This is a genomic window from Roseateles noduli, from assembly GCF_050626985.1.
Lineage (GTDB): Bacteria > Pseudomonadota > Gammaproteobacteria > Burkholderiales > Burkholderiaceae_C > Roseateles > Roseateles noduli_A.
Map to the genome: position 1 here is coordinate 2,667,960 of NZ_CP192463.1, position 25,237 is coordinate 2,693,196.

Sequence of the window (25,237 nt, forward strand, 5' to 3'; positions counted from 1 at the left end):
CGGCCTCATGGTGACGCCATGAGGCCGCTCAGGGCCTCACAGCCCTTCCAGCAGCTTCGGCAGCACGGCCATCAGCGCGTCGAGCTGATCGCCCGCCAGCCAGGCGGGGCTGGCATCCAGCCAGTCGGGGAAGACGACGCCGTCGCGCTGCGCGCGCAGCACCGCCGCGTCGAGGGAGTCCTCGATCAGCAGCAGCGCCGACGGCACGCCGCAGGCGTCCTCACCGCAGGCCGCCTCGATGCGGCGCGCCAGCACGGCAGGCTGCCAGGGCAGGTCCGCGTGGACGATCGCGACGCGGTCGCCGGCGAGAGCACCCTCGTCCAGGCTGCCGAGCGCGTCATCGCTGGCCAGCAGCACGCCGGCCTCGGCGCCTCGCCAGGCCGACAGCGCCGCCTCACGGACGTCGGCCGCATCACCGGCGCGCAGGCGCTGCGGCGGCAGGCGGCGCAACTGGGGCGACATCGACAGGCTGTCCAGCAGCGTCTCCGAGCGCGCGCAGATCACCAGGCGCGCGGCGGCCGGCACGGCGGCGGCCTGGATCCATTCGCGGCGCAACGCGAGCACGGCCTCGGCCTTGGCCGCCAGCGCCTGGCGCGAGGCCGGCGGCAGCAGCGCGAGCGCCTCCAGCAACTGCTGCTGCTCGGCGCTCGACAGGAAGCGCAGCGCGGTCCAGCGCTCGACCAGTTGACGCAGCTGCTTCAGCGGCGCGGCCGGCAGGCTGGCGCCTGTGGATCCGGCACCATCCAGCCACAGCGGCGTCAGCAACGCGGCGGGCAATTGCTCGTCCAGCTCGCGCTTGCGACGCGACAGCAACACCGGCTCCAGCGCGTCGCGCCTGACCTTCTTACCGGCGTCGTCCGGCAGCACCCGCAGATCGGACAGCGGGCCGCGACGCATGTCGTCGAGCCAGTCGACCCACTCGGCCAGGCGCGCGTCGCCTAGCGGCTCCTCGTGCGCGATGAGCAGCAACTGGGCGGCCGGCAGCGCGCGCAGCGCGGCCAGACGATCCGCGCCCATCAGCTCGATGCCGTCGACGATCAGCAACGCGGCCTGCGGCTTCGCGGGCGGCGCGGCGGCCACCGTCACCGACTTCGCGTCGTCGCCGAGCCAGCGCTTCAGGTCGCGCTGCCAGGCGGCATGCGCGGACTCCGGCGCGATGACGACGGCGGGCTTCACGCCGAACAGCGTCGCCCACAGCTGGATCGCGGCGATGGCGGCGCCGCGCTGGCCCAGCCCGAGGTCGTCGGAAATCAACGCCCGCCCGGCGCAGACGGCAAACAGCGCGGCCTCCCACGCATGCGTCGGCAGCTCGTCGCGCAGCAGCGCGCGCATCGCGGCGCCGTCCGCCATCAGGGTTTCGAGGCGCTGCACGCGCGCCTGCGCGTCGCGTCCGCAGGCCAGTTGCGGCCACACCGGCGCATCGACGCGCAGCACGACGCCCAGCGCGCGGGCATCGCTCAGCACCTGCTGCAGCCACGCGTGGCCACCCTCGGCGCGACGGCGTTGTTGAACGTCCAGGCCCGCCTGCTCGCGCAATCGTTGCGGCACCTCGCGGCCGCAGACCCATTGCAGTTCACGCTCATCGCCGGGCACGAGCCAGACCTCGGCCTCGCGCGCCGGCCAGCCGGCATCGAGCGCCGCGTGCTGGTCCGCGTCGAACAGCGACAGCAGCTGGTCGCCGTGCTCGCACGCGCCTTGATCCCGATAACCGGCGCAATCGCAGCGCCAGGTGTGGCGACCCAGCAGGCGCAGGCGGAACGTGCCGCCGGTCTCGCCATCGCGCAGTTCGTAGTCGCCGAACACGCCGTCGTCCTCGCGCGCGCCGAGCGTGAAGCGCGGCGGCTCCGCCGGAACTTCCTCGACGGCGGCCTCGGCCTTGGGCTTGCGGCGCCCCTTGCGGGCGGGGGCGGACTGGGCAACGGCATCGTCGGCGGCAACGGACTCGGCCGGCGGTGCGGGCGCCTCGGCGACCGCCATGACTTCGACGGCCTCCAGCATGACCGCGACGGCGGGCTCCTCGACCGCCACGGTCTTCGGTGCGGCACCGCGCTTGCGCGGCGGCTTCGGTGCTGGCGCATCGGCGTCGACGACGGCCTCCGCCACCATCACGACCGGCGTTTCAGCGGCTTCTGCCGTCGCCACGGGAGCGACCTCAGACAACACCGCCGGTGCAGCAGCTTCAATCGCCTTGGCGCGGGCAGGCCGCTTGCGCGCGGGCTTGAGCGCTTCGCTCGCCGGGGTCGGCACCGCCTCGGCCGCCGCTTCGGGCGCGAGCTCGATCACCGTGTCCACGGCGGCGTCGATCGCAACCGGCGCGGCCGCTTCATTGACCGCTCGGGTCTTGCGCGCCGCGGGGCGGCGTCGTTGGGAAGTCGTCGTCATGAGGATCCTCGTGCCGCAGCCGCACTTCGCGCCAGCCGCGGACACCGTTGAAGATGGCGAGCGCATGCGCCCGCCGCAGATCGTCCAGGGTCAGCCGCGCCTCGCGCAGCCGGCCATGTTCCAGCAGTTCCTCGCGCAGCGTGCCGGGCAGCAGGCCGGCCGCGGCGCGCGGCGTCAGCCACGGCCCGTCCGGCGCCTGTTGCAGCGCGAGGTTGGTCAGGCAGCCCTCCGTGAGCTCGCCATCCCGGTTGAACAGCAGCACGTCGAAGCAGTCCGCCGGTTTGGCATCCAGGAAGACCTGGTACACCTCGCGACGCGTCGTCTTGTGCTGGATGAATTCCGCCGCCGGACCGCGCGTGTCGATCGGCGTCCGGGCCAGCGCCACCATGAGTGGCTCGCCCTTGTCCGTCGGTGCCGCCGGGGCCGTGGGTGCCGGCAGGGCCTGCACCGTGTCATTGAATGTGCCGTCGCGGGCCAGCGTCAGACGGACGCGCCACGCGCCGCGCGGATGGCGCCGCGCGATGTCGACGAGGCACGCCTTCGCCGCGTCCGCCGACCACGCCAGCCCGAAATGCCGCGCCGTGCGCTGCATCCGCGCCACGTGCCGGCCGGCACGGGCGAACTCGCCGTCCTCGAGCCGCATCGTTTCCAGGGCCTCGATGGGCGCCTGGGCTCGAGCCAGGAAGCGCGCCTTGGCGCGCCACTCGTCGATCTCGTCCCCTGGCCGCGAGTCCAGCGTGATGCCGCTGCCCACGCCGCAGCGCAGGGCGCGCCCCGTCTGCTCGACGGTGCGGATCGGCACGTTGAAGGTCACCGCCCCGCCCGGCTGCAGCAGACCGAGCGCGCCGCAGTACCAGCCGCGCGGGCCGGGCTCCAGTTCGTCGATGACCTCCATCGCCCGCTTCTTCGGCGCGCCGGTGATCGAGCCGCAGGGGAACAGCGCGGTCATGACCTCGTCCAGCGCGAGGCCCGAGCGCGTGACCGCGCCGATCGTCGACGTCATCTGCCAGACCGTCGGCAGCGCGTGCAGCTCGAACAGACGCGGCACACGCACCGAGCCCGGCACCGCCACGCGCGAGAGGTCGTTGCGCAGCAGGTCGACGATCATGAGGTTCTCGGCGCGCTCCTTGGCGCTGGTGCGCAGGTAGGCCTGCGCGGCCTCGTCGCCGGCGCGGTCGCGGCCGCGCGGCGCCGTGCCCTTCATCGGCTGCGCCGACAGCAGCCAGGTGTGGCTGGCCTGCGGCGTCTCGGGCAGCGGACGCCAGTCGAAGAAGAGTTCCGGCGAGACGCTGGCCACGGCACCGCCGTCGCCGTCGCCTTCGGTGCAGGCGCCAGTCCCGGTCCGCAGGAACATCGAGAACCCGCCCGGCTGCGACGCATGCAGCGCGAAGAAATGCGCGACCTCGTCGAAGCCGTCGAGCGCCTCGGCACTCAGCCGCGTCGTGAGGTTGACCTGATAGCAGTCGCCGTCGCGGATGTACGCGCGGATGCGCTCGACCTGCGCCTGCTCATCGGTCTCGGCCTGCGTGTCGCGCCACGCCGTCATCGGATGCGCGCCGGATGCGCCCGCCGCGGCGAGGTCTTCCGGCCACGGCGCCGGCGCTTCATGCCAGACGTGGAATTCCGCCAGCGGCGCCTCGCCCGCCGGCCGCGTGCGCAGCACCGCGTCGAGCGCGCCCGCCGCCTCGTAGCGCAGGCCGCCCAGCACCCACGCCCCCGCGCGCGACGCGGCATGCGCCAGACGCAGCACGGCGCGCAGGCGATCGGGATCGCGCGCGATCAGGCGCTCCGACGGCGGCGCGAAGAAGGCGCCACGCAGGCGTTCGCCGTCCTCGCGCGCCAGCGGATGACGCGGAAAGTCGAAGGCCGCCCACAGGTCCTGGGGGCGGCGCGGGGTGTCCATCGTGTCTCAGTCGCGCGGGGGCGCGTTCCTCGTCAACAGCGGGAGGGGGACGTAAGCGGGAGCGGCGGGCGCGCCGGAAGCCGGACTCAATCCAGCTTCAGGAAGTGCTCGCGGTAGTGGAGCAGTTCGTCGATGGATTCGTGGATGTCGGCCAGGGCCGTGTGCTTCTGGGCCTTCTTGAAGCCCTCCATCGCGGCGGGCTTCCAGCGGCGCGCGAGCTCCTTGAGCGTCGACACGTCCAGGTTGCGGTAGTGGAAGAAGTCTTCCAGCTTGGGCATGTAGTTGGCCAGGAAGCGGCGGTCCTGGCAGATCGAGTTGCCGCACATCGGCGACTTGCCGGCCGGGATGTAGGCCTTCAGGAAATCGATGACCTGCTGCTCGGCATCGGCCTCGGCGATCGTCGACGCCTTGACGCGGTCGATCAGGCCGCTCTTGCCGTGCGTGCCCTTGTTCCAGGCGTCCATGCCGTCCAGCATCGCGTCGGACTGGTGGATCGCGAAGACCGGACCTTCGACGCGCACCGTCAGCTGGGCGTCGGTGACGACGACGGCGATCTCGATGATGCGGTCCTTGTCCGGATACAGGCCGGTCATCTCCAGGTCGATCCAGATCAGGTTCTGGTCGTTGAGCGGCAGCACGGGATTGGCGCCGGCGCCAGCGGCGGGGGCGACGGTGGTGTCGGTGGTCATGGGGTTCTTGTCCTTCAGGTTGGGCGCGATTGTCGCCGAGTCAGGCCCCTCTACACTTGCGTCCATGCAGATCTCTCCCGCGGCGCTCGCCGCCGCTCCGTCGCCCTCGCCGCTGAGCCACTCCCCGCTGATGCTGACCGCGGCCTTCGTCGCCGCGGTGATGCTGTCCTTCCTGGTCAAGCTCTGGCTGTCCTCGCGCCAGATGCGCCATGTGGCGCGGCATCGTGGCGCGGTGCCTTCCGCGTTCGTCGGGACCGTGCCGCTGTCGGCGCATCAGAAGGCGGCCGACTACACCGTCGCCCGCGGCCGCTTCGGCACGCTGCACCTGGCCTGGGACACCGCGCTGCTGGTGGGCTGGACGCTGCTGGGCGGGCTGGACCTGCTCAACCAGTGGATGCTGTCGTGGCGCCCCGAGCTCGGCGACATGGGCTACCAGCTCGGTCTGCTGGCCGCGTTCGCCATGCTGTCCGGCGTGCTGGACCTGCCCTGGTCGATCTACAACACCTTCCGGCTGGAAGAACGCTTCGGCTTCAACCGCACGACGCTCAAGCTGTTCCTCGTCGACGGGGTGAAGGGACTGGCGGTCGGCGCGCTGCTGGGCCTGCCGATCGCGGCCCTGATCCTGTGGCTGATGGCCCAGGCCGGCAGCCTCTGGTGGCTGTGGGCCTGGGGCGCGTGGATGGGCTTCAACCTGCTGATGCTGGTGATCTATCCCACAGTCATCGCGCCGCTGTTCAACAAGTTCCAGCCGCTGGAGGACGCCGTGCTGCGCGAGCGCGTCCAGACGCTGATGCAACGCTGCGGCTTCGCGGCCAAGGGCCTGTTCGTGATGGACGGCAGCCGGCGCTCGGCGCACGGCAATGCGTATTTCACCGGGCTGGGCGCGGCCAAGCGCGTCGTCTTCTTCGACACGCTGCTGGAACGCCTGAACCCGCCGGAGGTCGAGGCCGTGCTCGCGCACGAGCTGGGCCATTTCAAGCGCCGCCACGTGCCGCAGCGCATGGTGCTGATGTTCGCGTTGAGCCTGGCCGGCTTCGCGCTGCTGGGCTGGCTCAGCGCGCAGGCGGGCTTCTACCTGGGCCTGGGCGTGCGGCCCAGCCTGGAAGCGCCCAACGACGCGCTGGCGCTGCTGCTGATCATGCTGGCGCTGCCGCCGTTCGCGTTCTTCCTGACGCCGCTGATGTCGCTGTGGTCGCGCAAGCACGAGTTCGAGGCGGACGCCTACGCCTGCGCGCAGGCCAGCGGCACCGATCTGTCGAACGCGCTGCTGAAGCTGCATGAGGACAACGCCGGCACGCTGACGCCGGACCCGGTGTTCGCGCGCTTCTACTACTCGCATCCGCCGGCCAGCGAGCGGCTGGCGGCGATCGCGTCGCTCGTGACGCCATCGATGCCCTCCACGCCGACGGGACAACCCGCATGAGCACGAGCACGGGCAAGGACGTCCAGACCGGACTGGTGGTGCGAGGGCACGGCCGGCATTACGTCGTCGAGGACACCGACGGCCAGCGCATCCACTGCCTGACCCGCGGCAAGAAGAGCGATTGCGTCGTCGGCGACCGCGTGCGCTGGCAGCGCAGCAGCGATCACGAGGGCGTCATCGAGAAGGTCGACCCGCGCCGCAACCTGCTGTTCCGCCAGGACGAGTGGAAGACCAAGAGCTTCGCGGCCAACCTGGACCGGCTGCTGATCCTGGTGGCGGTGGACCCGCAGTTCTCCGAGTCGCAGCTCACGCGCGCGCTGATCGCGGCACGCAGCGCCGGCATCACCGCCGACATCGTGCTGAACAAGACCGACCTGCCCGGCGCGGACGCGGCGCGCGAGCGCCTCGCCCCGTACAAGGCGATGGGCCAGCGGGTGCTGGAGCTCAGTTTCAAGGGCCGGCCGGACGAGGCGAGCGACACGCTGCGACCGCTGCTGCACGGCCAGGCGACGCTGGTGCTGGGCCCCAGCGGCACCGGCAAGAGCACACTGATCAACTTGCTGGTGCCGGACGCGAAGGCGCAGGTGGGCGAGATCTCGGTGGCGCTGAATTCAGGACGCCACACGACGACCACGACGCAGTGGTACTGGATGGATTCGGCGCGTGAGGCCGCGCTGCTCGACTCGCCGGGCTTCCAGGAATTCGGACTGCGGCAGATCACGGCCCCGGACCTGGCGAGCTACATGCCCGATTTCCAGCCGTATCTGGGCGAGTGCCGCTTCCACAACTGCAGCCACCGGCACGAGCCGGGCTGCGCGGTGCTGGTTGCCGTCGAGGCGGGCAAGATCAGCCCCTCGCGCTACCGCATCTACGACGAGCTCTGGGACGAGCTCAGCGCACCGCCGAAGTATTGAGCGGCCCCACGCAGTCAGCGTTCCAGACGCGGATCCACGTTGGGGACTTCGCGGACTTCCGCGTCGATCACCTCGCCCTGCGGCGCCCGGCCGCCGTTCATTGCGTTCATCCCACCCGGCCGGAAGGCCTGCGAACGGAACTGCGCCGCGCGGCGGAACGTGGCCGTGTGCAGCGTCGGCTTGCGGCCGCGGATCAGGCTCCACAGCAGCACGACGCCGAAGATCACCAGCCCGGCGGCGAGCACCACCAGGAACAGCACGATGGAAGCCACCGCCAGCACGAGGCGGGCGGCGATCGAGAAAAGCGTGGAGAGAGCGTTCATCGTTCCTTCAGATCGGGGCGATCGCGCGGATTCAAGTCCGCGGGGCCATCACGCCCCGGATCCCCCAAAAATCATCCTCGACCAATGTAGGGCATCTTGGTGGCCATGACCGTCAGGAACGGCACGTTGGCTGACAGCGGCAATTCCGCCATGTAGAGCAGCGCGCTGGCGGCATGCGCGACGTCCATCCGCGGTTCGACCATCGTGCCGCCGTGCGCCTGCGGCACGCCGTGCACGAAGCGCTCGGTCAGGTCGGTCTCGGCGTTGCCGATGTCGAGCTGGCCCGCGGCGATGTCATGTTTGCGGCCGTCCAGCGCCAGCGTCTTCGTCAGGCCGGTGATGGCATGCTTGGTCGAGGTGTAGGCGATCGACCCCGGCCGCGGCGCATGCGCCGAGATCGAGCCGTTGTTGACGATGCGTCCGCCGCGCGGCGACTGCCGCTTCATCAGCCCGAAGGCGGCGCGGGCGCACAGGAAGCTGCCGGTCAGGTTGATGTCGACGACGGCGCGCCAGGTCTCGATGCTGAGCTCGTCGATGTCCGACGCGGGCGCGCCGCGACCGGCGTTGTTGAACAGGAAATCGAGTCGGCCCCAACGGCGCTCGATCGCGTCGAAGGCGGCGGCGACCTGTGCTTCGTCGGCGACGTCGGTGGGCAGCACGAGCGCGCGCTCGGGCGCGAACGCGGCAGTCTCGCGCAGCATCTCGTCGCGGCGGCCAAGCAGTGCCACCTGCCAGCCGGCCTGCATCAGCGCCTGCGCGGCGGCGCGGCCGATGCCCGACCCGGCGCCGGTCACGGCGGCGAATCGCAGCTTGGAGGGCGTCGCTGCGGCGAGCGGGACGACCGCAGGCGAGGCGGTCACGTCGGCAGCGACGGAATCGAGGGCGGCGTGGGCAGAGTCCATCCCCGCATCATAGGGAGCACGGGGGAAATCGGCTGACGCGAGGCTGAAGCCGCGGCGCGCTCTGCGCCCGACATCGCCTCGTGGGCCGCCCCCTGCATCGCCCCTTGGAGCGGGCCTGGCCACGACAGGCGGATGCCGGACAGGACGTCGTGTTCGCTCATCGCGCGGCCACCTGTTCGCCGTCCATCGGACGATCCGCGCGGCGGGCCGAGACGACGACCGTCGGCAGCGTCCGCACGTCGCCGGCGGCGCGCAGCGCGGCCAGCGTCTGGGTCGACTTGCCGTTGATGACCACCGTGGGCAGTCGCTGCGGCTCTTCGGCGCGGCTGGGCAGCGCCAGCAGCAGGCCCGCGGCGATGCCGGTCGCGACGCCGATCAGCGCGGCGACGCGCTTGACGTTCGTGAATCGGTCGTAGCAGCGAATGGTGTTCATCTCGTCCTCCGGGGCCGCGGGTTGCTCTTGCGGCATGGGACGAATGATTGCCGGGGTTAACCCCTAGCGGAAGTCGGCTGCGACCAACCCGTGCCAGCCGGCGATGAACTGCGGCAGGGCGCGATGAATGACACCCATCGGAAGGGTTTACCCCATGAACTAGGGGCCCCTTCCGGGGCCCCTCTTCGGCCGGATGTCCGCCTGATATCCGACTGATATCCGACTGATATCCGCGCGGCATCCGCGTGATGTCAGCGCACGAACATCAGGCGGGGATCAGTCCCCGGCCCTTCAACATCGGCTCCACGCGCGCATCGCGGCCACGGAAGGCGCGATAGGTCGCGCCCGGTTCGCGGCTGTTGCCGACCGACAGGATGTTGGCCAGCACCGATTGCGCGGTCACCGCGTCGAACGGGTCGCCGGCTTCGACGAAGGCCTCGAAGGCGTCGCAGTCCAGCACTTCCGCCCACAGGTAGACGTAGTAGCCGGACGCGTAATAGCTGCCCGAGAACAGGTGCTGGAAGTGCGTCAACCGGTGGTTCATGCCGATCGCCGGCGGCAGGCCCAGGCGTTCCAGCGTCTCGCGCTCGAAGGCGACCGGATCCGGCGCCTCGGCCTGCTCCCGCCCGTGGAGCGCAAGGTCCACCAGCGCCGACGCGCAGTAGCGCACCGTCTCGTAGCCCTGGTTGAAGGTCGCGGCCGCCTTCAGACGGTCGAGCAGCGCATCGGGCAGCGGCTCGCCGGTCTTGTAGTGGCGCGCGTGCCGCTTGAGCACCTCGGGCTCGGCCATCCAGTGCTCCATCAGCTGCGACGGCAGCTCGACGAAGTCGCGCAGCACCTGCGTGCCGGACAGGCGCTCGAACTCGACGTCCGACAGCAGCCCGTGCAGGCCATGGCCGAACTCGTGGAACAGCGTGCGCACGTCGTCGAAGGACAGCAGCGTCGGTTCGCCCGGCGCGCCCTTCGCGAAGTTGTTGTTGTTCAGGATGATGGGCAGCGCGTCGATGCCGTTGCGGGCCTGCCAGCGCAGCGCGTTCATCCAGGCGCCGCTGCGCTTGGTCGGACGCGCGAAGTTGTCCTGGACGAAGATCCCGCGCAGCGAGCCGTCCGGCCGCTGCACCTCGTAGACCTTCACGTCCGGGTGGTAGCCGGCGACCTGCGGCTGCGCCACGAAGCGCAGGCCGTAGAGCCGCGAGGCGCAGTCGAACATCGCCTGCACCATCGCGTCCAGCGGGAAGTAGGGCTTGACCTCGGCCTCGTCGAGCTGGAAGCGCTGCTGGCGGACCTTCTCCGCGTACCAGCGCCAGTCCCAGGCCTCGATCGTCAGGTCGTGGCCAAGCTGCGCCCGGACCTCGTCGAGCATCGCCCGCTCGCGCGCGGCGGCTGCCTTGGCCGGTTCCCAGACCTGGTCCAGCAGGCCCTGCACGGCGGATTGCCGGCCGGCCATCGTGTCGGCGAGCGCATAGTCCGCGAAGCTGCGATGACCGTGCAGCGCGGCCTGCTCATGGCGCAGCGCGAGGAGCTCGCGCACCAGCGCTCGGTTGTCGGTCTCGCCGGGGATCTCGCCGCGGCCGACCCAGGCGCGCCAGGCCTGCTCGCGCAGGTCCCGGCGTTCGCTGAAGGTCAGGAAGGGCACGATCAGCGAGCGCGACAGCGTCACGACGTGCACGCCCTCTTCTGCCTGCCCGCGTTCCAGCGCGGCCTGCCGCGCGGCGGCGCGGACGAAGTCCGGCAGCCCGGCCAGTTCGGCCTCGCCACGCAACACCAGCTGGTAGCCGCTTTCGTCGGCGAGCACGTTCTGCGCGAAGCGGGTGTTGAGTTCGGCCTGCCGCTCCATGATCGCGGCGTAACGCGCGCGCGCCTCGCCCTGCAGGCGGGCACCGGCGCGGACGAAGTCCAGGTGCACGCGTTCGAGCAGCCGCAGCGACTCGGCCGGCAGGCCCAGCGACGCGCGCTGTTCATGCAGCCGCTCGACGCGCTCGAACAGCGCCGCGTTCAGGTAGATCGCGTTCGTGTGCGCCGCCAGCGGCGCGGCCATGCGGCGTTGCACGGCCTGCAGCTCGGGCGAACTGGCCGAGGCGCTCAGCGTCGAGAACAGATGTTCCAGCGCGGTCAGCGCGCGGCCCGCGCGATCGAGCGCGGCCAGCGTGTTGTCGAAGTCCGGCGCGGCCGGATTCGTGGCGATCGCGTCGAGCTCGGCGCGGTGCGCGGCGAGCGCGGCGTCGAAGGCGGGTTCAACGTGTTCGGCGCGGATCGCGTCGAACGGGGGCAGCCCGTACGGACCGGTCCAGGCGGACAGCAGCGGATTGGTGCTCATCGGGTCTGCCCCTTCCTCATCACTTCTTGTTCTGTTCCTTCTTGATCGCGATCTCGTCGGCCTCGTCGTACGAACGGTTGCCGCACTTGAACTTCCAGTCGTTGCGCTTGTCGTTCAGATCCTCGACGGCCTCGTTGAAGTCGTCGGCGATCTTCTGGTGCGCCTCGACGCGGACGTTGAAGGCCTTGTTGCCTTCGACGCGGTCGTTGCGGGCCTTGTTGAAGGCGTCGATCTTCGGCTGCAGCGCGTTGGCGCGGGCCTGGTACTCCTCCTGCTTGGCCTTCAGCTCGGCCTTCTCCATCTTGGCGGCGCCGGCCTCGATCTCCGCGCCGAACGCCTTGACGCCGTCGATCTCGGCCTTCAGCGCCGTGCTCTGCGCCTGCATGTCGGCCTCGAACTTGTCGGAGTCGGCCTTGGCGGCGCGCAGCTCGTCGCGCTCCTTCAGGACCTCGGCCTTCTTCTTGTCGAGCTCGGCGGCGGTGGCTTCGTTCTGCTGATTGGTGTTCATGCAGGTGCGCAGCTCGTCGCGCGTCATCAGCTTGCCCTTGCCACCCTTGGTGGTCGTGGCCGCGGCCGGAGCGGCGGACGTGGCAGGCTTGGCGGCGGGCTTGGCCGGCGCGTTCGTCTGTCCGCTCGTCTGGGCGCAGGCCAGACCGCAGGCCAGCAGTGCCGCGACGGCGAGGGAGGTGCGAAGAGTGTTCATGTCGTCTCTCAAGTCATTGCGCCGGATGGGCGCTGTCTCGTCGGTACGGACCGTCCGGCTCGCGACCGGTCCGCTGTGCGGGTCGGCATGATGCCACGACCCGGATAATGCGCCGCTTCAGATCGTTTCCGGCCCGCGTGCAGCCCGCACGGCAGGCTGTCCACCCCGCACACGACCGCCTCAGGCGGCACCCCACCATGGCGCTCAAGGCCACCATCCACAAAGCCCAGCTGCAGCTCTCCGACATGGACCGCCATGTCTACGGCGAGCACTCCCTGACCGTCGCCCGCCACCCGTCGGAAACCGACGAGCGGATGATGCTGCGCATCCTCGCGTACGCGCTGAACGTGCCGGCCGACGACCTGCACGGCAAGCTGGAGTTCAGCAAGGGCCTGTCCGACGTCGACGAACCGCCGCTGTGGCAGCTCGACCTGACCGGCCAGGTCGTCCACTGGATCGAACTCGGCCAGCCCGACGAACGTCGCCTGCGCCAGGCGCATGGCCGGGCGGACCGCGTCACCGTCATCGGCTACGCGTCCAGCACGCCGGTGTGGTGGGCCGGCATCCAGAACAAGCTGCAGCGCACGCCCAAGCTGGCCGTGTGGCAGATTCCGGCGGAGCAGGCCCAGGCGTTGGCCGCACTGGCCGAGCGCGGCATGCAGTGGCAGGTCAGCATCCAGGACGGAACGGCGTACGTCAGCACCGAGAAGGGCGCGGTGGAGATCACGCCGCAGCTGCTGAAGGAACGCGAGGCCTGAGACCTGGAGTAAGGTGAGGACCGGGGTCAAGGCATGACGCCTGCCGCGGTGACGTCGCAGTGCGCCGACCCCAGCCCTCGCCCCTGCCCTCTCCCGCAAGCGGGAGAGGGCGCAAGACATCGATCAGGAGTTCGTTGTGTCGCCACCCGTGCCGTCCGCTTCCATTGAACCCGCCGCCTCCGCCGCAGCCTCCGCGGCCGGGGACGATCCGTTCCTGTGGCTCGAAGCGCTCGAGGGCGACGAAGGCGAACGCGCGCTGCAATGGGTGCGCGAACGCAACGAGGCCACGCTCGCCGCGCTGAAGGCGGAGTCCGAGTTCGAGCCGGTGCGCGAGGAACTGCTGCAGATCCTCAACGCCCGCGACCGCATCCCGCACGTCGCGCGGCGCGGCGACTGGTTCTACAACCTGTGGCAGGACGAGGTCCATCCGCGCGGCCTGTGGCGGCGCTGCACGCTGGAGGAATACCAGCTCGCCGAACCGCCCTGGCGCCTGGTGCTGGACCTGGACGCGCTGGGTCGCGACGAGGGCCGCAGCTGGGTCTTCCACGGCGCGACGGCGCTGGCGCCCGAATACCGGCGCTGCCTGGTGTCGCTGTCCGACGGCGGTGCCGACGCGCACGAGCTGCGCGAATTCGACCTGGAGACGCTGCGCTTCATCGCGCCGGCCGACGGCGGCTTCTTCGTGCCCGAGGCCAAGAGCGACGTCGAATGGCTGGACGCCGACACGCTGCTGGTCGGCAGCGATTTCGGGCCGGACTCGCTGACCGAGTCGGGTTATCCGCGGCAGGTCCGGCGCTGGGCGCGCGGTACGCCGCTGGACGCCGCGCCGGTGATCTTCGAAGGCGAGAAGGCGGACGTCTCCGTCTCCGCGTCGGTGGATCGAACGCCCGGCTTCGAGCGTGTCGTCTTCAGCCGCGCGCTGGACTTCTACAACGAAGCGCGCTTCCTCTGGAAGGACGGCGCCTTCGTCCCGATCGACCTGCCCAGCGACATGAGCGTCCACCTGGAAGGTCCATGGATGCTGCTGCGTCCGCGCACCGACTGGGCCATCCCGCACGGGCCGACCTATCCGTCGGGCTCGCTGCTGCTGATGGAGGAAGCCTCGTTCTGGAAGAACGAACGGCACGACAAGCACATCCGGGTGATGTTCTCGCCGACGGCGGGCCGCTCGCTCGAGGACTACACGCTGACGCGCCACCACCTGCTGATCAACGTCAGCGAGCACGTCGCGAGCCGGCTCGAGGAATGGGACCTCTCGCACCGGCCGCCGACGCTGCGCCAGGTCAAGGCGCCCTTCCCCGGCACGCTGAGCGTGCAGAGCCTGCACGACCCGGAGCTGCTGGAGGACGCGCTCGGCGACCGCTACCTGCTGCACTACTGCGATTTCCTGACGCCCGATGTCGTCTGCCTGGCGCAGGCCGGCGTCGACACGCGCGAGACGCTGAAGCAGCGCGGCGCGCAGTTCGACGCCCACGGCATGACGGTCGAGCAACGCTTCGCCACCAGCGCCGACGGCGAGACGGTGCCCTACTTCGTCATCGGCAAGCGCGGCCGCAGCGCGCAGGCGCAGCAGGAGACGCCGACGCTGCTCTACGGCTACGGCGGCTTCGAGGTCTCGCTGCAGCCGTGGTACTCGGGCGGCAACGGCCGGGCGTGGCTCGCGCGCGGCGGGCAACTGGTGGTCGCCAACATCCGCGGCGGCGGCGAGTACGGCCCGCGCTGGCACCAGGCGGCGACGCTCGAGCACAAGCAGCGCAGCTTCGACGACTTCATCGCCGTGGCTGAGGACCTGATCGCCCACGGCCTGACGCGGCCTGAACGGCTGGGCATCATGGGCGGCAGCAACGGCGGGCTGCTGGTCGGGGCCTGCATGGTGCAACGGCCGGAGCTGTTCGGCGCGGTGGTGTGCCAGGTGCCGCTGCTCGACATGAAGCGGTATCACCTGCTGCTGGCGGGCGCGTCCTGGATGGCCGAGTACGGCGACCCGGACGACCCCGACGACTGGGCGCACATCGCCGCGTACAGCCCCTACCAGCAGCTCAAGCCGGGCGTCACGTATCCGAGGGCGCTGTTCGCCACCTCGACGCGCGACGACCGCGTGCATCCCGGCCATGCGAGGAAAATGGCGGCTCGCATGCTGGCGTTGGGCCAGGCGTGCTTCTATTACGAAAACATCGAGGGCGGCCACGGCGGCGCTGCGGACAACCAGCAGCGGGCGCTGTTGCAAGCCCTCGAGTTCGCCTACCTGTGGCGGCAACTCGGCAGGGAGTCCCCTCGTGGAGACGTATCTTGAATCTGGTCATCCAGCATCATCCCGACGCGAGATGCTTTCTTGCGCAGCCGCAACCCGGACTGCAATGCCGGCTCGACTATGAGCGCCACGGCGAACAGCTGATCATCACCCACACCGGCGTCCCAGCGCAGCTGAGCGGGCAAGGCCTCGCCGCCGCGCTGGTGGAGGCCGCCGCGCGCTGGCTGGCCGAGTTCCCGCTGCAACTGGTGCCGGGCTGCAGCTACGTGAGGCACTGGCTGCTGCGGCATCCGCGCTGGCAACGGCTGCTGACGCCGGCACCGGCGCAGCGCGTGCTCAACGAGTGGTTCGGCCTGCCCGGCAGCGAGCAGGACGGCCAGGTCCAGATGAAGTGGTTCAAGAAGGATGCGGCCTTCGACGCCGCGCTGCGCGAGCGCTTCGCCCCCGTCATCGACCAGGCGCTGCACGGCGGCCTGCGCGAATGGGACTCGACGGCGTGGGGCGCGCTGGCGCGGATCCTGGTGCTGGACCAGTTCACGCGCAACGTCCACCGCGACACGCCGACCGCCTTCGCCGGAGACGCCCTCGCACTGGAAGCCGCGCTGACGCTGCTGCCGCGCGCGCAGGATCTCGGCACGCTGGAGCGCTGGTTCGTCGCGATGCCGCTGGAGCACGCCGAGGACCTTGCGATGCAGGACCGCAGCGTCGCGATCTTCGAGACGCTGGCCGCCGAGGACGAGCGCCTGAAGGACGCGCTGGACTACGCGCGCAGGCACCGCGACGTCATTGTCCGTTTCGGTCGTTTCCCGCACCGCAACGAGATCCTCGCCCGCGAGAGCACCCCCGAGGAGAGTGAGTTCCTGCAACAGCCCGGTTCGCGATTCTGACTGCCCTCGGGCAGGGCCGGGGCAGGCGACGAAGTCGTGCCGTCAAGACTGACCAGGCGCGTTCTGTCTGACCGCAGCGAGCCGGAGGTGAGCGAAGGGAGTTGAGCGCCCGAGGCACGACGGGAGTCGCCTGCCCCGGCCCTGCCCGAGGGCAGTCGGCGAGGAGCTCCTAAGTCGGTTCCTTCTCCTGCAGCAGCCGCCACATGACCTTCCCCGACCCCGACTTGGGCAGCGTGTCGACGAACTCCACGATGCGCGGCGCCTTGTAGGCGGCCATGTGTTCGTGGGCCCAATCGATGATGTCCTTGTCGGTGGTCTTGCCCTTGGCCTCGGCGCGCAGCACGACGACGGCCTTCACCGTCTCGCCGCGATAGGCGTCCTTGGCCGCGATGATGCAGGCCTCCTGCACGGCCGGATGGCGGTACAGCAGCATCTCGACTTCCGACGGCCAGACCTTGTAGCCGCTGGCGTTGATCATCCGCTTGAGCCGGTCGGTGATGAAGAAGTAGCCCTCCTCGTCCATGCGTCCCAGGTCGCCGGTGCGGAAGAAGCGCTTGCCGTCGAGCTCGACGAAGGCTGCGTCGGTCGCTTCCGGTTGCCGCCAGTAGCCTTGGAACACCATCGGGCCGTGCGTGATGATCTCGCCCACCTCGCCGACCGGCAGTTCCTCGAGCGTCGTCGGATCCACGATGCGCGAATCGACGCCGAAGATCGGGATGCCGAGGCACTGCAGCTTCGCGCGCTCGGGCGGATTGCCATGGCTGGGCGCGGCGGTCTCGGTCAGGCCGTAGCCTTCGGCGAAGGTCAGGTCGAACTCGTCCTGCAACCGCTCCGCCACGGCCTTTGGCATCGCCGCCCCGCCGCCGCTCAGGTAGCGCAGGCTGCGCAGGTCGAAGGACTTGTAGTTGGGGCTGGCGAACAGGTCGATGATCATCGTCGGGATGCAGGTCCAGTGCGTGACCTGGTAGCGCGAGATCAGCCGCCCGCAGAGCTCGCGGTCCCAGCGCGGCATGATCACGAGCGTCATGCCGATGAACACGGGGCCCAGCACCCCGTAGAGCGTGCCGGTGATGTGGAACATCGGCACCACCGCCAGTCCCACCGATTCCGCGCTGGCATAGCCCCACTGGCAACCGCCGCAGCTGTTGGCCATCAGTGTCGCGTTCGTGTGCACGCAGCCCTTGGGCAGACCGGTGGTGCCCGACGTGTAGGGCAGCATCGCGAGATCGTCCGGCCCCGCGGTGTGCGGCCCCGGCACGAGGCCGGCGGCGATCGCCTCACGCCAGTCGGTCGCGCCCGGCGGCAGCTCGTGCACGGCGGTCAGCCAGGCGCGCATCGCCTCGGGCGCATCGCAGGCGGGATCGGGGCCGGCGGGCGGCAGCATCTGCCAATACTGCGTCACCAGCACCGCGCGCGGCCGTTGCGATTCGGGCAGCTTGCCGGCGGCCTTCGCGACGATGCCGGCGAGCTCGCCGCTGCAGATCACGACCTTGGTCTCGGGATCGGTCAGGTAATGGCCGAACTCGTCCTCGCGGTTCATCGGATTGACCGGCACCACGACCGCGTCGGCGCGGTTGATCGCATAGAACGCGATCAGGTACTGCGGGCAGTTCTGCAAGAACAGCGCGACGCGGTCGCCCTTGCCCACGCCCTGCGCCCGCAACCAGCCGGCGAGCGCCTCGGCCTGGCGGCGCATCTCGCGCAAGCTCAGCGTCGCACCGAGGAACTGCGTCGCCGCCTTGTCCGGATAGCGGTTCGCGGCGACCTCGAGGTTGAACCACAGCGAGGTCCGCGGAATCGCCAGCCGCCGCGGCAACCTGGCCGGCCAATGGCTGTACTGCACGTCGGCGTTCTCGGGACGGGGGGTGACCACGCGCGTCATCGATCTGTCTCCTGTCATTGTTTGGACCGATCTTCAGCCGGTCTCACGACCCACCTTGTCACGGCAGCGACAACACCGCGCCCGAGGCGGTTCCGCTGTGGGATGCAGCGCTAGGCGCAAACCACAGCCATAGCCCAGCTATGGCGAGGATTTGCAACGACGCGGGGCGCCCACAGCGGAACCGCCTCGGGCGCGGTGTGGCGTAAACAAGACTGCATCCCCGCCATTGGGGTGGTCCCGTAGATGCTCCGCGCGGGCGCCGCGCGTAGCATGCGGGCTTTCACCAATGTCCCGTACGGCATCCGCTTCCGGTCCGGCAGCGTCGATGCGAGGCCGGGTCGTGCCTCCGTCCATGCTGATCGCGCGCCGTTCCACCCTGCTGGGGCTGTTGACCTGTGTCCTGGGATCCACCGACGCATCGACGGCGTGGGCGATCCCCGCCGCGCCGCCGCTGGACCTGCCCGCCGGTCCGGTCGTGCTGACCGTCGGCGGCGCGCTGCGCAACGCCAACCGCGACGGCCGTGCCGCCTTCGACATGGCCATGCTCGAAAGGCTGCCGCAGGTCAGCTTCAGCACACAGACCCCCTGGTACCCGAGCCCGCGCAAGTTCACCGGCCCGCTGCTGCGCGACGTGCTCGCCGCCGCCGGCGCGCAGGGCCGCACGATCGAGGCCCGCGCGCTCAACGACTACCGCGTCAGCATTCCCTTCGACGACAGCGCGCGCTACGACGTGATCGTCGCGCGGCTGATCGACGACAAGCCCATGGCCGTGCGCGACAAGGGCCCGCTGTTCCTGATCTACCCATTCGACCGCGCGCCCGAACTGCGCAACAGCATCTTCTACGGTCGCTCGGCGTGGCAGCTCACCCACCTGGAGCTGCGCTGAGCATGACACGTGACGCCGCCCGCCTCTTGAGCGCCAAGGCCAGCGCCAAGCGCCGCTGGCGCATCGCCGTCTCCGCGATGGGCCTGCTGCTGGTGCTGGCGCTCGCGGGCGTCGCCTGGCTGCAGGCGCGCCAGTACGAGGCGCTCAACGGCACGCGGCGCTACCAGGACGACTACCTCGTCTGGAGCCTGTTCCAGTTCGAGACCGAATACCTGAAGCTGCGCCTGGCGCTCGAGCAGGCCGCCGGGCCCAGCGTGGCGGTCGATCCCGACCAGGTCGCGCAGCGCTACGAGATCTTCGTCAGCCGCCTGAACCTGGTGGAGAGCGAACACGCCGCGCTCGTGCTGGCGCATCACCCGGACTACCAGCGCACGCTCGCGCGCACGCAGGACTTCGTGCGCTGGGCCGATGCGCTGCCGCTCAACGGCGCGCTGATCCGCGAGCATCCGGAGCGGATCGTCGCGATCATCGACCGGCTGGAGCCGCTGGCCGATCCGATCCGCGACCTGTCGCTGACCTCGACGCACCACGTCGCCGAGGACGTCACCCGGCGCAACGACATCGTGCGCAACCAGAGCCGCGTGAGCCTGGGCCTGACGGCGGCGCTGTCGGCGATGACGCTGCTGTTCGCGGCCGTCATCTACCGCCAGTTCCGCGGCCTGGAGCGCTACGGCGACAAGCAGAAGGCGCTGGCCGCCCGGCTCATCGACGCGCAGCGCGAGGCCGACGCGGCCAACCGCGCCAAGACGGTGTTCCTTGCCAACATGAGCCACGAGCTGCGCACGCCGTTGCAGGGGCTGCTGGGCATGCTCGGGCTGATCAAGGAAGCGCCGTTGACGTCCGCGCAGCAGGAGCAGTTGAAGGCCGCGAACGACTGCGCGCGCCATCTGCTGGCGGTCCTGGGCGACATCCTGGACGTGACGCGCATGGAGGCCGGCGGCCTGTCGATCGCGCCGGAGCCGCTGCAGCCGGGCGCGCTAATGAAGGAACTCGAGGCGCTGAGCCGGCCGCAGGCGGCGGCCAAGGGACTGTCGCTGCATTTCGGCGTCGACGACGACGTGCCCGGCTGGTTGCTGGCCGATCCGACGCGGCTGCGCCAGATCCTGCTGAACCTGCTCAGCAACGCGCTGAAGTTCTGCGACCGCGGTCAGGTCGGCTGCCAGATGCGGTGCGGCGTGGGCGCGCTGGGCGAGGACCTGCTGATGGTCGAGGTCAGCGACACCGGGCCCGGGATCGACGCGCAGACGCAGGCGCGGCTGTTCCAGCGCTTCAGCCAGGGCGACGCAAGCACCTCGCGGCGCCACGGCGGCGCGGGGCTGGGGCTGGAGATCTCGCGCCGGCTGGCGCGTGCGATGGGCGGCGACATCCACGTGCAGAGCGTGGTCGGCCAAGGGGCGCGCTTCACGCTCGCGCTGCCGCTGCGCGCCGGTGCGGAGCTGCCACCGGGGCGCATGGTGCCAGGTGTTGCGGAGGCCTCGAATGCGGCCAACGCCTACCCTGCGGCGCAGGACGCGGCGGACGCCGCCCAGCCGGTCACCGGCCTGCGCGTGCTGGTCAGCGAGGACAACCCGACCAACCGCATCGTCATCGAGGCGATGCTGGAGCGGCTCGGCCATCATCCGACGCTGTGCGAGAACGGCTTGCAGGCGCTGCATGCGTTGCGTCAGCAACCGTTCGACATCGTGCTGATGGATCTGCACACGCCGCAGATGGACGGTTTCGAGGCGACCCGGCTGATCCGCGAACTGCCGGCGCCGCGAGGCCGGCTGCCGATCATCGCGTTCTCGGCGGACGCGTTCGAGGAGTCGCGCCGCAAGGCCGACGAGGCCGGCATCAGCGCCTTCCTCGCCAAGCCGGTCGAGCTGGAGACGCTGCGCGCGTGCCTGCAGACGCTGGCGCCGTCGCGGGCGCGACCTGAAGCTGCCTGAAACGGCTTGGAAGTGGCTTGAAAGTGGCTTGAAAGCGCCTCGGAAATGGCCCGGCCGCGCCGACGGCACGGCGGACCGTCTTCGTTGAAGACCACGAGCCTTCTCTTATAGTCCCTCTCCACCACGGAGAGCCCCGCCCATGTACCTGTCCCGGATCGCGCTGACCAACGTGCGCTCGATGGCGTCGCTGGCGATCGACTTCGGCGCCGGTCCGGACGCGCCGGCCGGAACGAACCGGCGCTGGACGCTCCTGCTCGGCGAGAACGGCTGCGGCAAGAGCACCGTGCTGCGTGCGATCGGCCTGCTGCTGGCGGGCAGCGAGGCCTTGCCGGAACTGCTCGGCGACACCGACAGCTGGATCCGCAACGGCGCGCGGCAATGCCGCATCGCCGGCACGCTGGTGACGGCCAAAGGCGAACCGCGCGAGATCGCGCTGGAGCTGCATCGCGGCGACGGCCTGCGCGAGATCTTCGAGCGCAACGCGCAGACCCTGGAAGCCCTGGACGCGGCGATCCGCCATACCGACCGCAACTACTTCGTGCTGGGCTACGGCGTCTCGCGCCGCCCGCCGGAGGGCGGCAAGCGCTCAAGCGGTCCGCTGGACGATTCGGCGCGCTCGTCGCGGGCACGGGCGCTGGCCTCGATGTTCTCGCCGGAGGCGTCGCTGGTGTCGCTGCAGCGCTGGGCCATGGACCTCGACTACCGGCGCGGCGACGCGGCGCTGGCGCCGATCCGCGCGGCGCTCAACCAGTTGATGCGGGGCATGAACTTCTCGCGCATCGACAAGGAGTCGGGGCAGTTGATGTTCAGGACGGTCGACGGCGAAGTGCCGTTGAACCAGCTGTCCGACGGCTACCAGAACATGGCGGCGTGGTGCGGCGACCTGCTCTTCCGCATCACCGAAGCCTTCCCCGATCGCAAGGATCCGCTGGCCACGCGCGGCGTGCTGCTGATCGACGAGCTCGACCTGCACCTGCACCCGGTGTGGCGTCGGCAACTGGTGGACTTCCTGTCGACCCTGCTGCCGCACTTCCAGTTCATCGCGACGACGCACTCGGCGCTGACCGCGCAGCAGAGCGGTGAAGGCGAGCTCTTCGTCATCCGACGCGAAGGCCCGAAGCAGCGGCCGACGCTGGTGCCCTTCGTCGGCGAGCCGCGGCTCATGATGCTGCACCAGCTGCTGATGAGCCCGATGTTCGGGTTGGAGTCGATGGACTCGGTGGCGGTGGAAACCGCGCGGAACACGGCCCGCAAGCTGCACACGAAGACGAAGACGCAAGGCAAGGCGCTGACCTCGCGCGAGCGCACGCAACTGCAGCGCAGCGCCGAGGTGCTTCGCGTCGCGCCCGAATGGGACGCGGTGCCCGATTACGCGCGGCAGCAGACCGCGCTGCTGAAGGAACTCAAGACGACGATCGCGAAGCAGGCGGCGAAGTCCGCGCCCGCCACGAAGGCCGCGGCCGGCAAGCCCGTGGCGAAGAAGTCCTCGGGTACCACAGCCGATCGGAAGCCGGCCAAGCCAGCACCGGCACCGGCACCGGCACCGGCGCTGTCACCGACCAAGCTGAGGGCGGCGGTGAAGCGGGTGGAGCGCTCGAAGTGATCCGCCTGCGGCGCGGCCGCGACGCCGCGAGCCTGGGCGCGTTCACCGGCGCCAAGCTGCAGCAGCGGCTGCTCAAGCTCGAGGGCTACTTCTACGAGGACGGCGGCCGGGTCGACTTCAAGCCCAAGGCGCGCCAGATCTGGTCGACCGCGAAGCCCGCGCTCAGGCTCGATTCGGCTGGCAAGTGCGCGTACTGCGAGGCCGACACGGCCGTGGTCGCGCATGGCGACGTCGAGCACTTCCGGCCGAAGGACCTGTACTGGTGGCTCGCCTACTGCGTCGACAACTACACCTTCAGCTGCCAGGTGTGCAACCAGGTCTACAAGGGCAACAGCTTTCCGGTCACCGGCGCGCGATTGAAGCCACCACGCATGCCGGCCGCACAGCCCATCGACGCGGCCAAGGCGGCGGCGCTCGCCGCGAGCTTCTGCCTCGATCCCGCGAGCGCCACGGACGCATCGCTGAAGCGCTTCTTCGCGGGCGAGCAGCCGCATCTTCCGGATCCCTACCTCGTCGATCCCGAGAAGCTGCTGTCGTGGAACGCGATCGAAGAGACCAAGGAGGTCTGGCTCACCGCGCGAGGACGTTCAGCGAAAGCCAAGGCCGCGGCGAAGGCGGCCGAAGAGGTGCTAGGACTCAACCGCACGGAGCTGCTGCGCCTGCGCTGGAATCACTTCGACCTGCTGCGCACGCTGGCGCTTGCGTTCCAGGAGATGGATCCGGCGTCACCGAACGCGGCGAAGGTCCTCGCCGGCATCCGCCGCCGCGCCGACGGCGATCAGCCGTTCGCGGCGATGACGCGGCATTTTCTGCGGACGTGGGGATTGCTCTCCTGATCCCCCAAAGGTCTGCCCCCTTCAACCCCTCTTCGGAGGGCGGCTTTTCGACTAGCGCCTCGCGCCGATTCGGCAGACATTGGACGCATTCCTTTCGTCCTATCAGGAGCCACCCGATGAGCAGTCCCATGTCCAATGCGTTCATGGGGTCAGGTGTTGCCGGAGATCCTCGCATGACGTCGCCACATCACCTGACTCTACCTGTCGAGGCCATTGACCGCGCCTCGGTGCCGACCCACGATCGCGGCCTTGCCGTCAGGGTGGCGGTCCTGGAGACCCACGTGCATGGATTGAAGAACGAAGTCAGCGAGTTGAAGAGTGAGTTTCGCGAGTTCCGAAAGGAGATGCGCGCCGACATCACGGCGATCCGCACCCACGACTTCCGGTTGTTGTTCGGCGCGCTCATCACTGTCGCGCTCAGCCTCGTCGCCGTCATGGCCAAAGGCTTCCACTGGATCTGATCAGACGACCACCGGCTCGGGTTCCAGCCGGATGCCGAAGCGGCCGTAGACGCTTTCCTGGATCGCCCGCGCCAGCGTGACGACCTCGGCGCCGCGGGCCTCGCCGCGATTCACCAGCACCAGGGCCTGCTTCTCGTACACCGCCGCGCCGCCGACGCTCTTGCCCTTCCATCCGCAGGCATCGATCAGCCAGCCCGCGGCCAGCTTGAAGCTGCCGTCAGGCATCGGGTAATGCACGATGTGCGGGTCGCGCGCAATGATGTCGCGGCACTGTTCCGCGCTGACCACGGGATTCTTGAAGAAGCTGCCCGCGTTGCCGATGCGCGCCGGGTCCGGCAACTTGGCCCGGCGGATTTCGCAGATCCACTCGAACACCTGGCGCGCGTCGGGCGCCGTGATGCCGGTCTCGGCCATCTTGCGTTCGATGTCCAGGTAGCCCAGCTGCGGCTGCCAGGGTTTGGGACAGCGCAGGCGCACCTTGGTGATCACGCTCTTGCCCGCGAGGCCGCCGTAGCCGGTCTGCTTGAACACGCTGTCGCGGTAGCCGAAGCGGCACACCGCCGCGGGTAGCGTCACGCGGCGCCCCGTCGTCAGGTCGACGACGTCCACGTTCTCCAGCCGGTCCTTCAGCTCGACGCCGTAGGCGCCGATGTTCTGCACCGGCGCGGCCCCGACGGTCCCGGGGATCAGCGCCATGTTCTCCAGCCCCGGCACGCCCTGCGCCAGCGACCCGGCGACCGCTTCGTGCCAGGGCACGCCGGCGCCGGCCTCGACGATCCAGCAGTCGTCGCGCTCCTCGACGCTCAGGCCCATGATCTCCATCTTGAGCACGACCGCATCGACATCCCGCGTCAGCACGAGGTTCGACCCGCCGCCCAGGACGAACTTCGGCGCGCGGCCCAGTTCCGGATGGTCGACAACGCGGCGGACGTCCAGTTCCTCGCGGATGCGCACCAGCCGGCGCGCCGTCGCGGGCAGGCCGAAGGTGTTGTAGGGCTTGAGGTTGACGTCGTGCTCGATGACGACGCCCTCGCGGCGCTCGGTCGAGGGGGGGATGGCGGGAGACTGCATGGCTAGAATTCTCGCCCAGATCCCCGAATAGCCTCGAAGATCCCCTCGGAGGCGAGCCCCCGACAACCGGTCGCCGCCCTCCCCCTCTGAAAGAGCCGTACACATGCCCAGCTTTGACACCGTCCTCGAACCCGACATGGTGAAGGTCCGCAACAGCGTGGACGCCAGCGCCAAGGAAATCGCGACCCGCTTCGACTTCAAGGGCACCAGCGCCGCCATCGAGTGGAAGGACAAGGAAAAGGAAGTCCACGCCACCGGCGACGCCGAGTTCCAGCTCGAGCAGATCGAGGCCGTGCTCTATTCGAAGCTGACCAAGCAGGGCGTCGTGCTCGGCTTCGTCGACAAGCAGGACAAGATCGAGAAGCTCGGCGGCGACCGCGTCAAGCAGGTCTACAAGATCAAGAACGGCCTGGAGGCGCCCGAGGCCAAGAAGGTCGTCGCCGCGATCAAGGAAAGCAAGCTCAAGGTGCAGGCCCAGATCGAGGGCGACATCGTGCGCATCACCGGCAAGTCGCTGGACGACCTGCAGGGCGCGCAGGCCGCGCTGCGCAAGGCGCTGCCCGATCTGCCGCTGAGCTTCGACAACTACCGCAAGTGATCCTCGGCGCGGACCGGGCGGCCATCCGGCGCCGGTCCCGCTCCGCCACGCGGGCGCCCTGCCCGCCTGCGCGCCGCGACGGCATCC

The 25,237-nt window shown here is 70.0% G+C and carries 21 protein-coding genes; 11 read left to right on the plus strand and 10 right to left on the minus strand.

The genetic code is table 11. From position 1 onward, the window contains the following. Positions 1-36: 36 nt before the first annotated feature. The 3 genes from ACQ4L4_RS11760 to orn form a co-directional block, all read right to left on the minus strand. Positions 37-2,382 carry a hypothetical protein gene (locus tag ACQ4L4_RS11760; protein ID WP_431104410.1) on the minus strand — a complete coding sequence of 782 codons (2,346 nt, stop codon included), beginning with the start codon at positions 2,380-2,382 and terminating at the stop codon, positions 37-39. Next, positions 2,324-4,285, minus strand: coding sequence for a chorismate-binding protein (locus ACQ4L4_RS11765; protein WP_431104411.1), 1,962 nt, complete (start codon positions 4,283-4,285; stop codon positions 2,324-2,326). The genes ACQ4L4_RS11760 and ACQ4L4_RS11765 overlap by 59 nt, the downstream gene beginning before the upstream one ends. Positions 4,286-4,371: 86 nt before the next feature. Further along, positions 4,372-4,974, minus strand: a complete 603-nt coding sequence (orn, locus tag ACQ4L4_RS11770) for an oligoribonuclease (RefSeq protein ID WP_431104412.1) — start codon at positions 4,972-4,974, stop codon at positions 4,372-4,374. Between the two features lie 112 nt (positions 4,975-5,086). Here orn and ACQ4L4_RS11775 point away from each other — a divergent pair, with 112 nt between their 5' ends. Continuing rightward, on the plus strand, positions 5,087-6,397 hold the full coding sequence (locus ACQ4L4_RS11775) for a M48 family metallopeptidase (RefSeq protein ID WP_431104926.1): 1,311 nt from the start codon (positions 5,087-5,089) through the stop codon (positions 6,395-6,397). Continuing rightward, positions 6,394-7,311, plus strand: coding sequence for a ribosome small subunit-dependent GTPase A (gene rsgA, locus ACQ4L4_RS11780; RefSeq protein ID WP_431104413.1), 918 nt, complete (start codon positions 6,394-6,396; stop codon positions 7,309-7,311). Before ACQ4L4_RS11775 ends, rsgA begins: the two co-directional genes overlap by 4 nt. 14 nt (positions 7,312-7,325) lie before the next feature. Here the strand turns inward: rsgA and ACQ4L4_RS11785 are convergent, their stop codons facing one another. The 5 genes from ACQ4L4_RS11785 to ACQ4L4_RS11805 all read right to left on the minus strand — a co-directional run bounded on the left by ACQ4L4_RS11785 (position 7,326) and on the right by ACQ4L4_RS11805 (position 11,989). Then, the gene (locus ACQ4L4_RS11785; RefSeq protein ID WP_431104414.1) at positions 7,326-7,634 is read right to left on the minus strand and encodes a hypothetical protein; all 309 of its coding nucleotides are present in this window, start codon (positions 7,632-7,634) and stop codon (positions 7,326-7,328) included. Between the two features lie 71 nt (positions 7,635-7,705). Beyond that, on the minus strand, positions 7,706-8,536 hold the full coding sequence (locus ACQ4L4_RS11790; RefSeq protein WP_431104415.1) for an SDR family oxidoreductase: 831 nt from the start codon (positions 8,534-8,536) through the stop codon (positions 7,706-7,708). Positions 8,537-8,693: 157 nt separating this feature from the next. Further along, positions 8,694-8,969: a hypothetical protein gene (locus tag ACQ4L4_RS11795; protein WP_431104416.1), complete on the minus strand. Its 276-nt coding sequence runs from the start codon at positions 8,967-8,969 to the stop codon at positions 8,694-8,696. A 265-nt stretch (positions 8,970-9,234) separates the two neighbouring features. Next, complete coding sequence (locus tag ACQ4L4_RS11800; protein WP_431104417.1) at positions 9,235-11,286, minus strand: M3 family metallopeptidase; 2,052 nt, start codon at positions 11,284-11,286, stop codon at positions 9,235-9,237. Between the two features lie 19 nt (positions 11,287-11,305). Continuing rightward, the gene (locus ACQ4L4_RS11805) at positions 11,306-11,989 is read right to left on the minus strand and encodes a hypothetical protein (protein ID WP_431104418.1); all 684 of its coding nucleotides are present in this window, start codon (positions 11,987-11,989) and stop codon (positions 11,306-11,308) included. 197 nt (positions 11,990-12,186) lie between these two features. Between ACQ4L4_RS11805 and ACQ4L4_RS11810 the strand changes: the two genes are divergently transcribed. The 3 genes from ACQ4L4_RS11810 to ACQ4L4_RS11820 all read left to right on the plus strand — a co-directional run bounded on the left by ACQ4L4_RS11810 (position 12,187) and on the right by ACQ4L4_RS11820 (position 15,885). After that, positions 12,187-12,747, plus strand: coding sequence for a YaeQ family protein (locus tag ACQ4L4_RS11810; RefSeq protein WP_431104419.1), 561 nt, complete (start codon positions 12,187-12,189; stop codon positions 12,745-12,747). Between the two features lie 136 nt (positions 12,748-12,883). Then, a complete protein-coding gene (locus tag ACQ4L4_RS11815) occupies positions 12,884-15,040 on the plus strand; it encodes a prolyl oligopeptidase family serine peptidase (protein WP_431104420.1) in 2,157 nt (718 codons plus the stop codon). Continuing rightward, on the plus strand, positions 15,037-15,885 hold the full coding sequence (locus tag ACQ4L4_RS11820; protein ID WP_431104421.1) for a DUF924 family protein: 849 nt from the start codon (positions 15,037-15,039) through the stop codon (positions 15,883-15,885). Before ACQ4L4_RS11815 ends, ACQ4L4_RS11820 begins: the two co-directional genes overlap by 4 nt. 169 nt (positions 15,886-16,054) lie before the next feature. On the opposite strand, the gene ACQ4L4_RS11825 is transcribed toward ACQ4L4_RS11820, so the two are convergent. Then, the gene (locus ACQ4L4_RS11825; RefSeq protein ID WP_431104422.1) at positions 16,055-17,767 is read right to left on the minus strand and encodes a long-chain fatty acid--CoA ligase; all 1,713 of its coding nucleotides are present in this window, start codon (positions 17,765-17,767) and stop codon (positions 16,055-16,057) included. A 340-nt stretch (positions 17,768-18,107) separates the two neighbouring features. Between ACQ4L4_RS11825 and ACQ4L4_RS11830 the strand changes: the two genes are divergently transcribed. From ACQ4L4_RS11830 to ACQ4L4_RS11850, 5 genes are all read left to right on the plus strand, one after another. Next, positions 18,108-18,653, plus strand: coding sequence for a hypothetical protein (locus tag ACQ4L4_RS11830; protein ID WP_431104423.1), 546 nt, complete (start codon positions 18,108-18,110; stop codon positions 18,651-18,653). 2 nt (positions 18,654-18,655) lie between these two features. Then, on the plus strand, positions 18,656-20,581 hold the full coding sequence (locus ACQ4L4_RS11835) for an ATP-binding protein (RefSeq protein ID WP_431104424.1): 1,926 nt from the start codon (positions 18,656-18,658) through the stop codon (positions 20,579-20,581). Between the two features lie 139 nt (positions 20,582-20,720). After that, positions 20,721-22,184: an AAA family ATPase gene (locus tag ACQ4L4_RS11840; protein WP_431104425.1), complete on the plus strand. Its 1,464-nt coding sequence runs from the start codon at positions 20,721-20,723 to the stop codon at positions 22,182-22,184. Further along, positions 22,181-23,020, plus strand: coding sequence for a hypothetical protein (locus ACQ4L4_RS11845; protein ID WP_431104426.1), 840 nt, complete (start codon positions 22,181-22,183; stop codon positions 23,018-23,020). The genes ACQ4L4_RS11840 and ACQ4L4_RS11845 overlap by 4 nt, the downstream gene beginning before the upstream one ends. 116 nt (positions 23,021-23,136) lie before the next feature. Further along, the gene (locus tag ACQ4L4_RS11850) at positions 23,137-23,481 is read left to right on the plus strand and encodes a hypothetical protein (RefSeq protein ID WP_431104427.1); all 345 of its coding nucleotides are present in this window, start codon (positions 23,137-23,139) and stop codon (positions 23,479-23,481) included. Here the strand turns inward: ACQ4L4_RS11850 and murB are convergent, their stop codons facing one another. Further along, positions 23,482-24,552: a UDP-N-acetylmuramate dehydrogenase gene (gene murB / locus ACQ4L4_RS11855; protein ID WP_431104428.1), complete on the minus strand. Its 1,071-nt coding sequence runs from the start codon at positions 24,550-24,552 to the stop codon at positions 23,482-23,484. Positions 24,553-24,655: 103 nt separating this feature from the next. Between murB and ACQ4L4_RS11860 the strand changes: the two genes are divergently transcribed. Continuing rightward, positions 24,656-25,150: a YajQ family cyclic di-GMP-binding protein gene (locus ACQ4L4_RS11860; protein WP_297528740.1), complete on the plus strand. Its 495-nt coding sequence runs from the start codon at positions 24,656-24,658 to the stop codon at positions 25,148-25,150. The last annotated feature ends 87 nt before the right edge of the window (positions 25,151-25,237 follow it).

Excerpts from the sequence above, each read along its gene's own strand:
- ACQ4L4_RS11760 (WP_431104410.1), bottom strand. The coding sequence starts at position 2,382 with ATGACGACGACTTCCCAACGACGCCGCCCCGCGGCGCGCAAGACCCGA.
- ACQ4L4_RS11785 (WP_431104414.1), bottom strand. The coding sequence starts at position 7,634 with ATGAACGCTCTCTCCACGCTTTTCTCGATCGCCGCCCGCCTCGTGCTG.
- ACQ4L4_RS11850 (WP_431104427.1), top strand. The coding sequence starts at position 23,137 with ATGAGCAGTCCCATGTCCAATGCGTTCATGGGGTCAGGTGTTGCCGGA.
- ACQ4L4_RS11765 (WP_431104411.1), bottom strand. The coding sequence starts at position 4,285 with ATGGACACCCCGCGCCGCCCCCAGGACCTGTGGGCGGCCTTCGACTTT.
- ACQ4L4_RS11795 (WP_431104416.1), bottom strand. The coding sequence starts at position 8,969 with ATGAACACCATTCGCTGCTACGACCGATTCACGAACGTCAAGCGCGTC.
- murB (WP_431104428.1), bottom strand. The coding sequence starts at position 24,552 with ATGCAGTCTCCCGCCATCCCCCCCTCGACCGAGCGCCGCGAGGGCGTC.
- orn (WP_431104412.1), bottom strand. The coding sequence starts at position 4,974 with ATGACCACCGACACCACCGTCGCCCCCGCCGCTGGCGCCGGCGCCAAT.
- ACQ4L4_RS11800 (WP_431104417.1), bottom strand. The coding sequence starts at position 11,286 with ATGAGCACCAATCCGCTGCTGTCCGCCTGGACCGGTCCGTACGGGCTG.
- ACQ4L4_RS11825 (WP_431104422.1), bottom strand. The coding sequence starts at position 17,767 with ATGACGCGCGTGGTCACCCCCCGTCCCGAGAACGCCGACGTGCAGTAC.
- ACQ4L4_RS11835 (WP_431104424.1), top strand. The coding sequence starts at position 18,656 with ATGACACGTGACGCCGCCCGCCTCTTGAGCGCCAAGGCCAGCGCCAAG.
- ACQ4L4_RS11805 (WP_431104418.1), bottom strand. The coding sequence starts at position 11,989 with ATGAACACTCTTCGCACCTCCCTCGCCGTCGCGGCACTGCTGGCCTGC.
- ACQ4L4_RS11790 (WP_431104415.1), bottom strand. The coding sequence starts at position 8,536 with ATGGACTCTGCCCACGCCGCCCTCGATTCCGTCGCTGCCGACGTGACC.
- ACQ4L4_RS11860 (WP_297528740.1), top strand. The coding sequence starts at position 24,656 with ATGCCCAGCTTTGACACCGTCCTCGAACCCGACATGGTGAAGGTCCGC.
- ACQ4L4_RS11840 (WP_431104425.1), top strand. The coding sequence starts at position 20,721 with ATGTACCTGTCCCGGATCGCGCTGACCAACGTGCGCTCGATGGCGTCG.
- ACQ4L4_RS11810 (WP_431104419.1), top strand. The coding sequence starts at position 12,187 with ATGGCGCTCAAGGCCACCATCCACAAAGCCCAGCTGCAGCTCTCCGAC.
- rsgA (WP_431104413.1), top strand. The coding sequence starts at position 6,394 with ATGAGCACGAGCACGGGCAAGGACGTCCAGACCGGACTGGTGGTGCGA.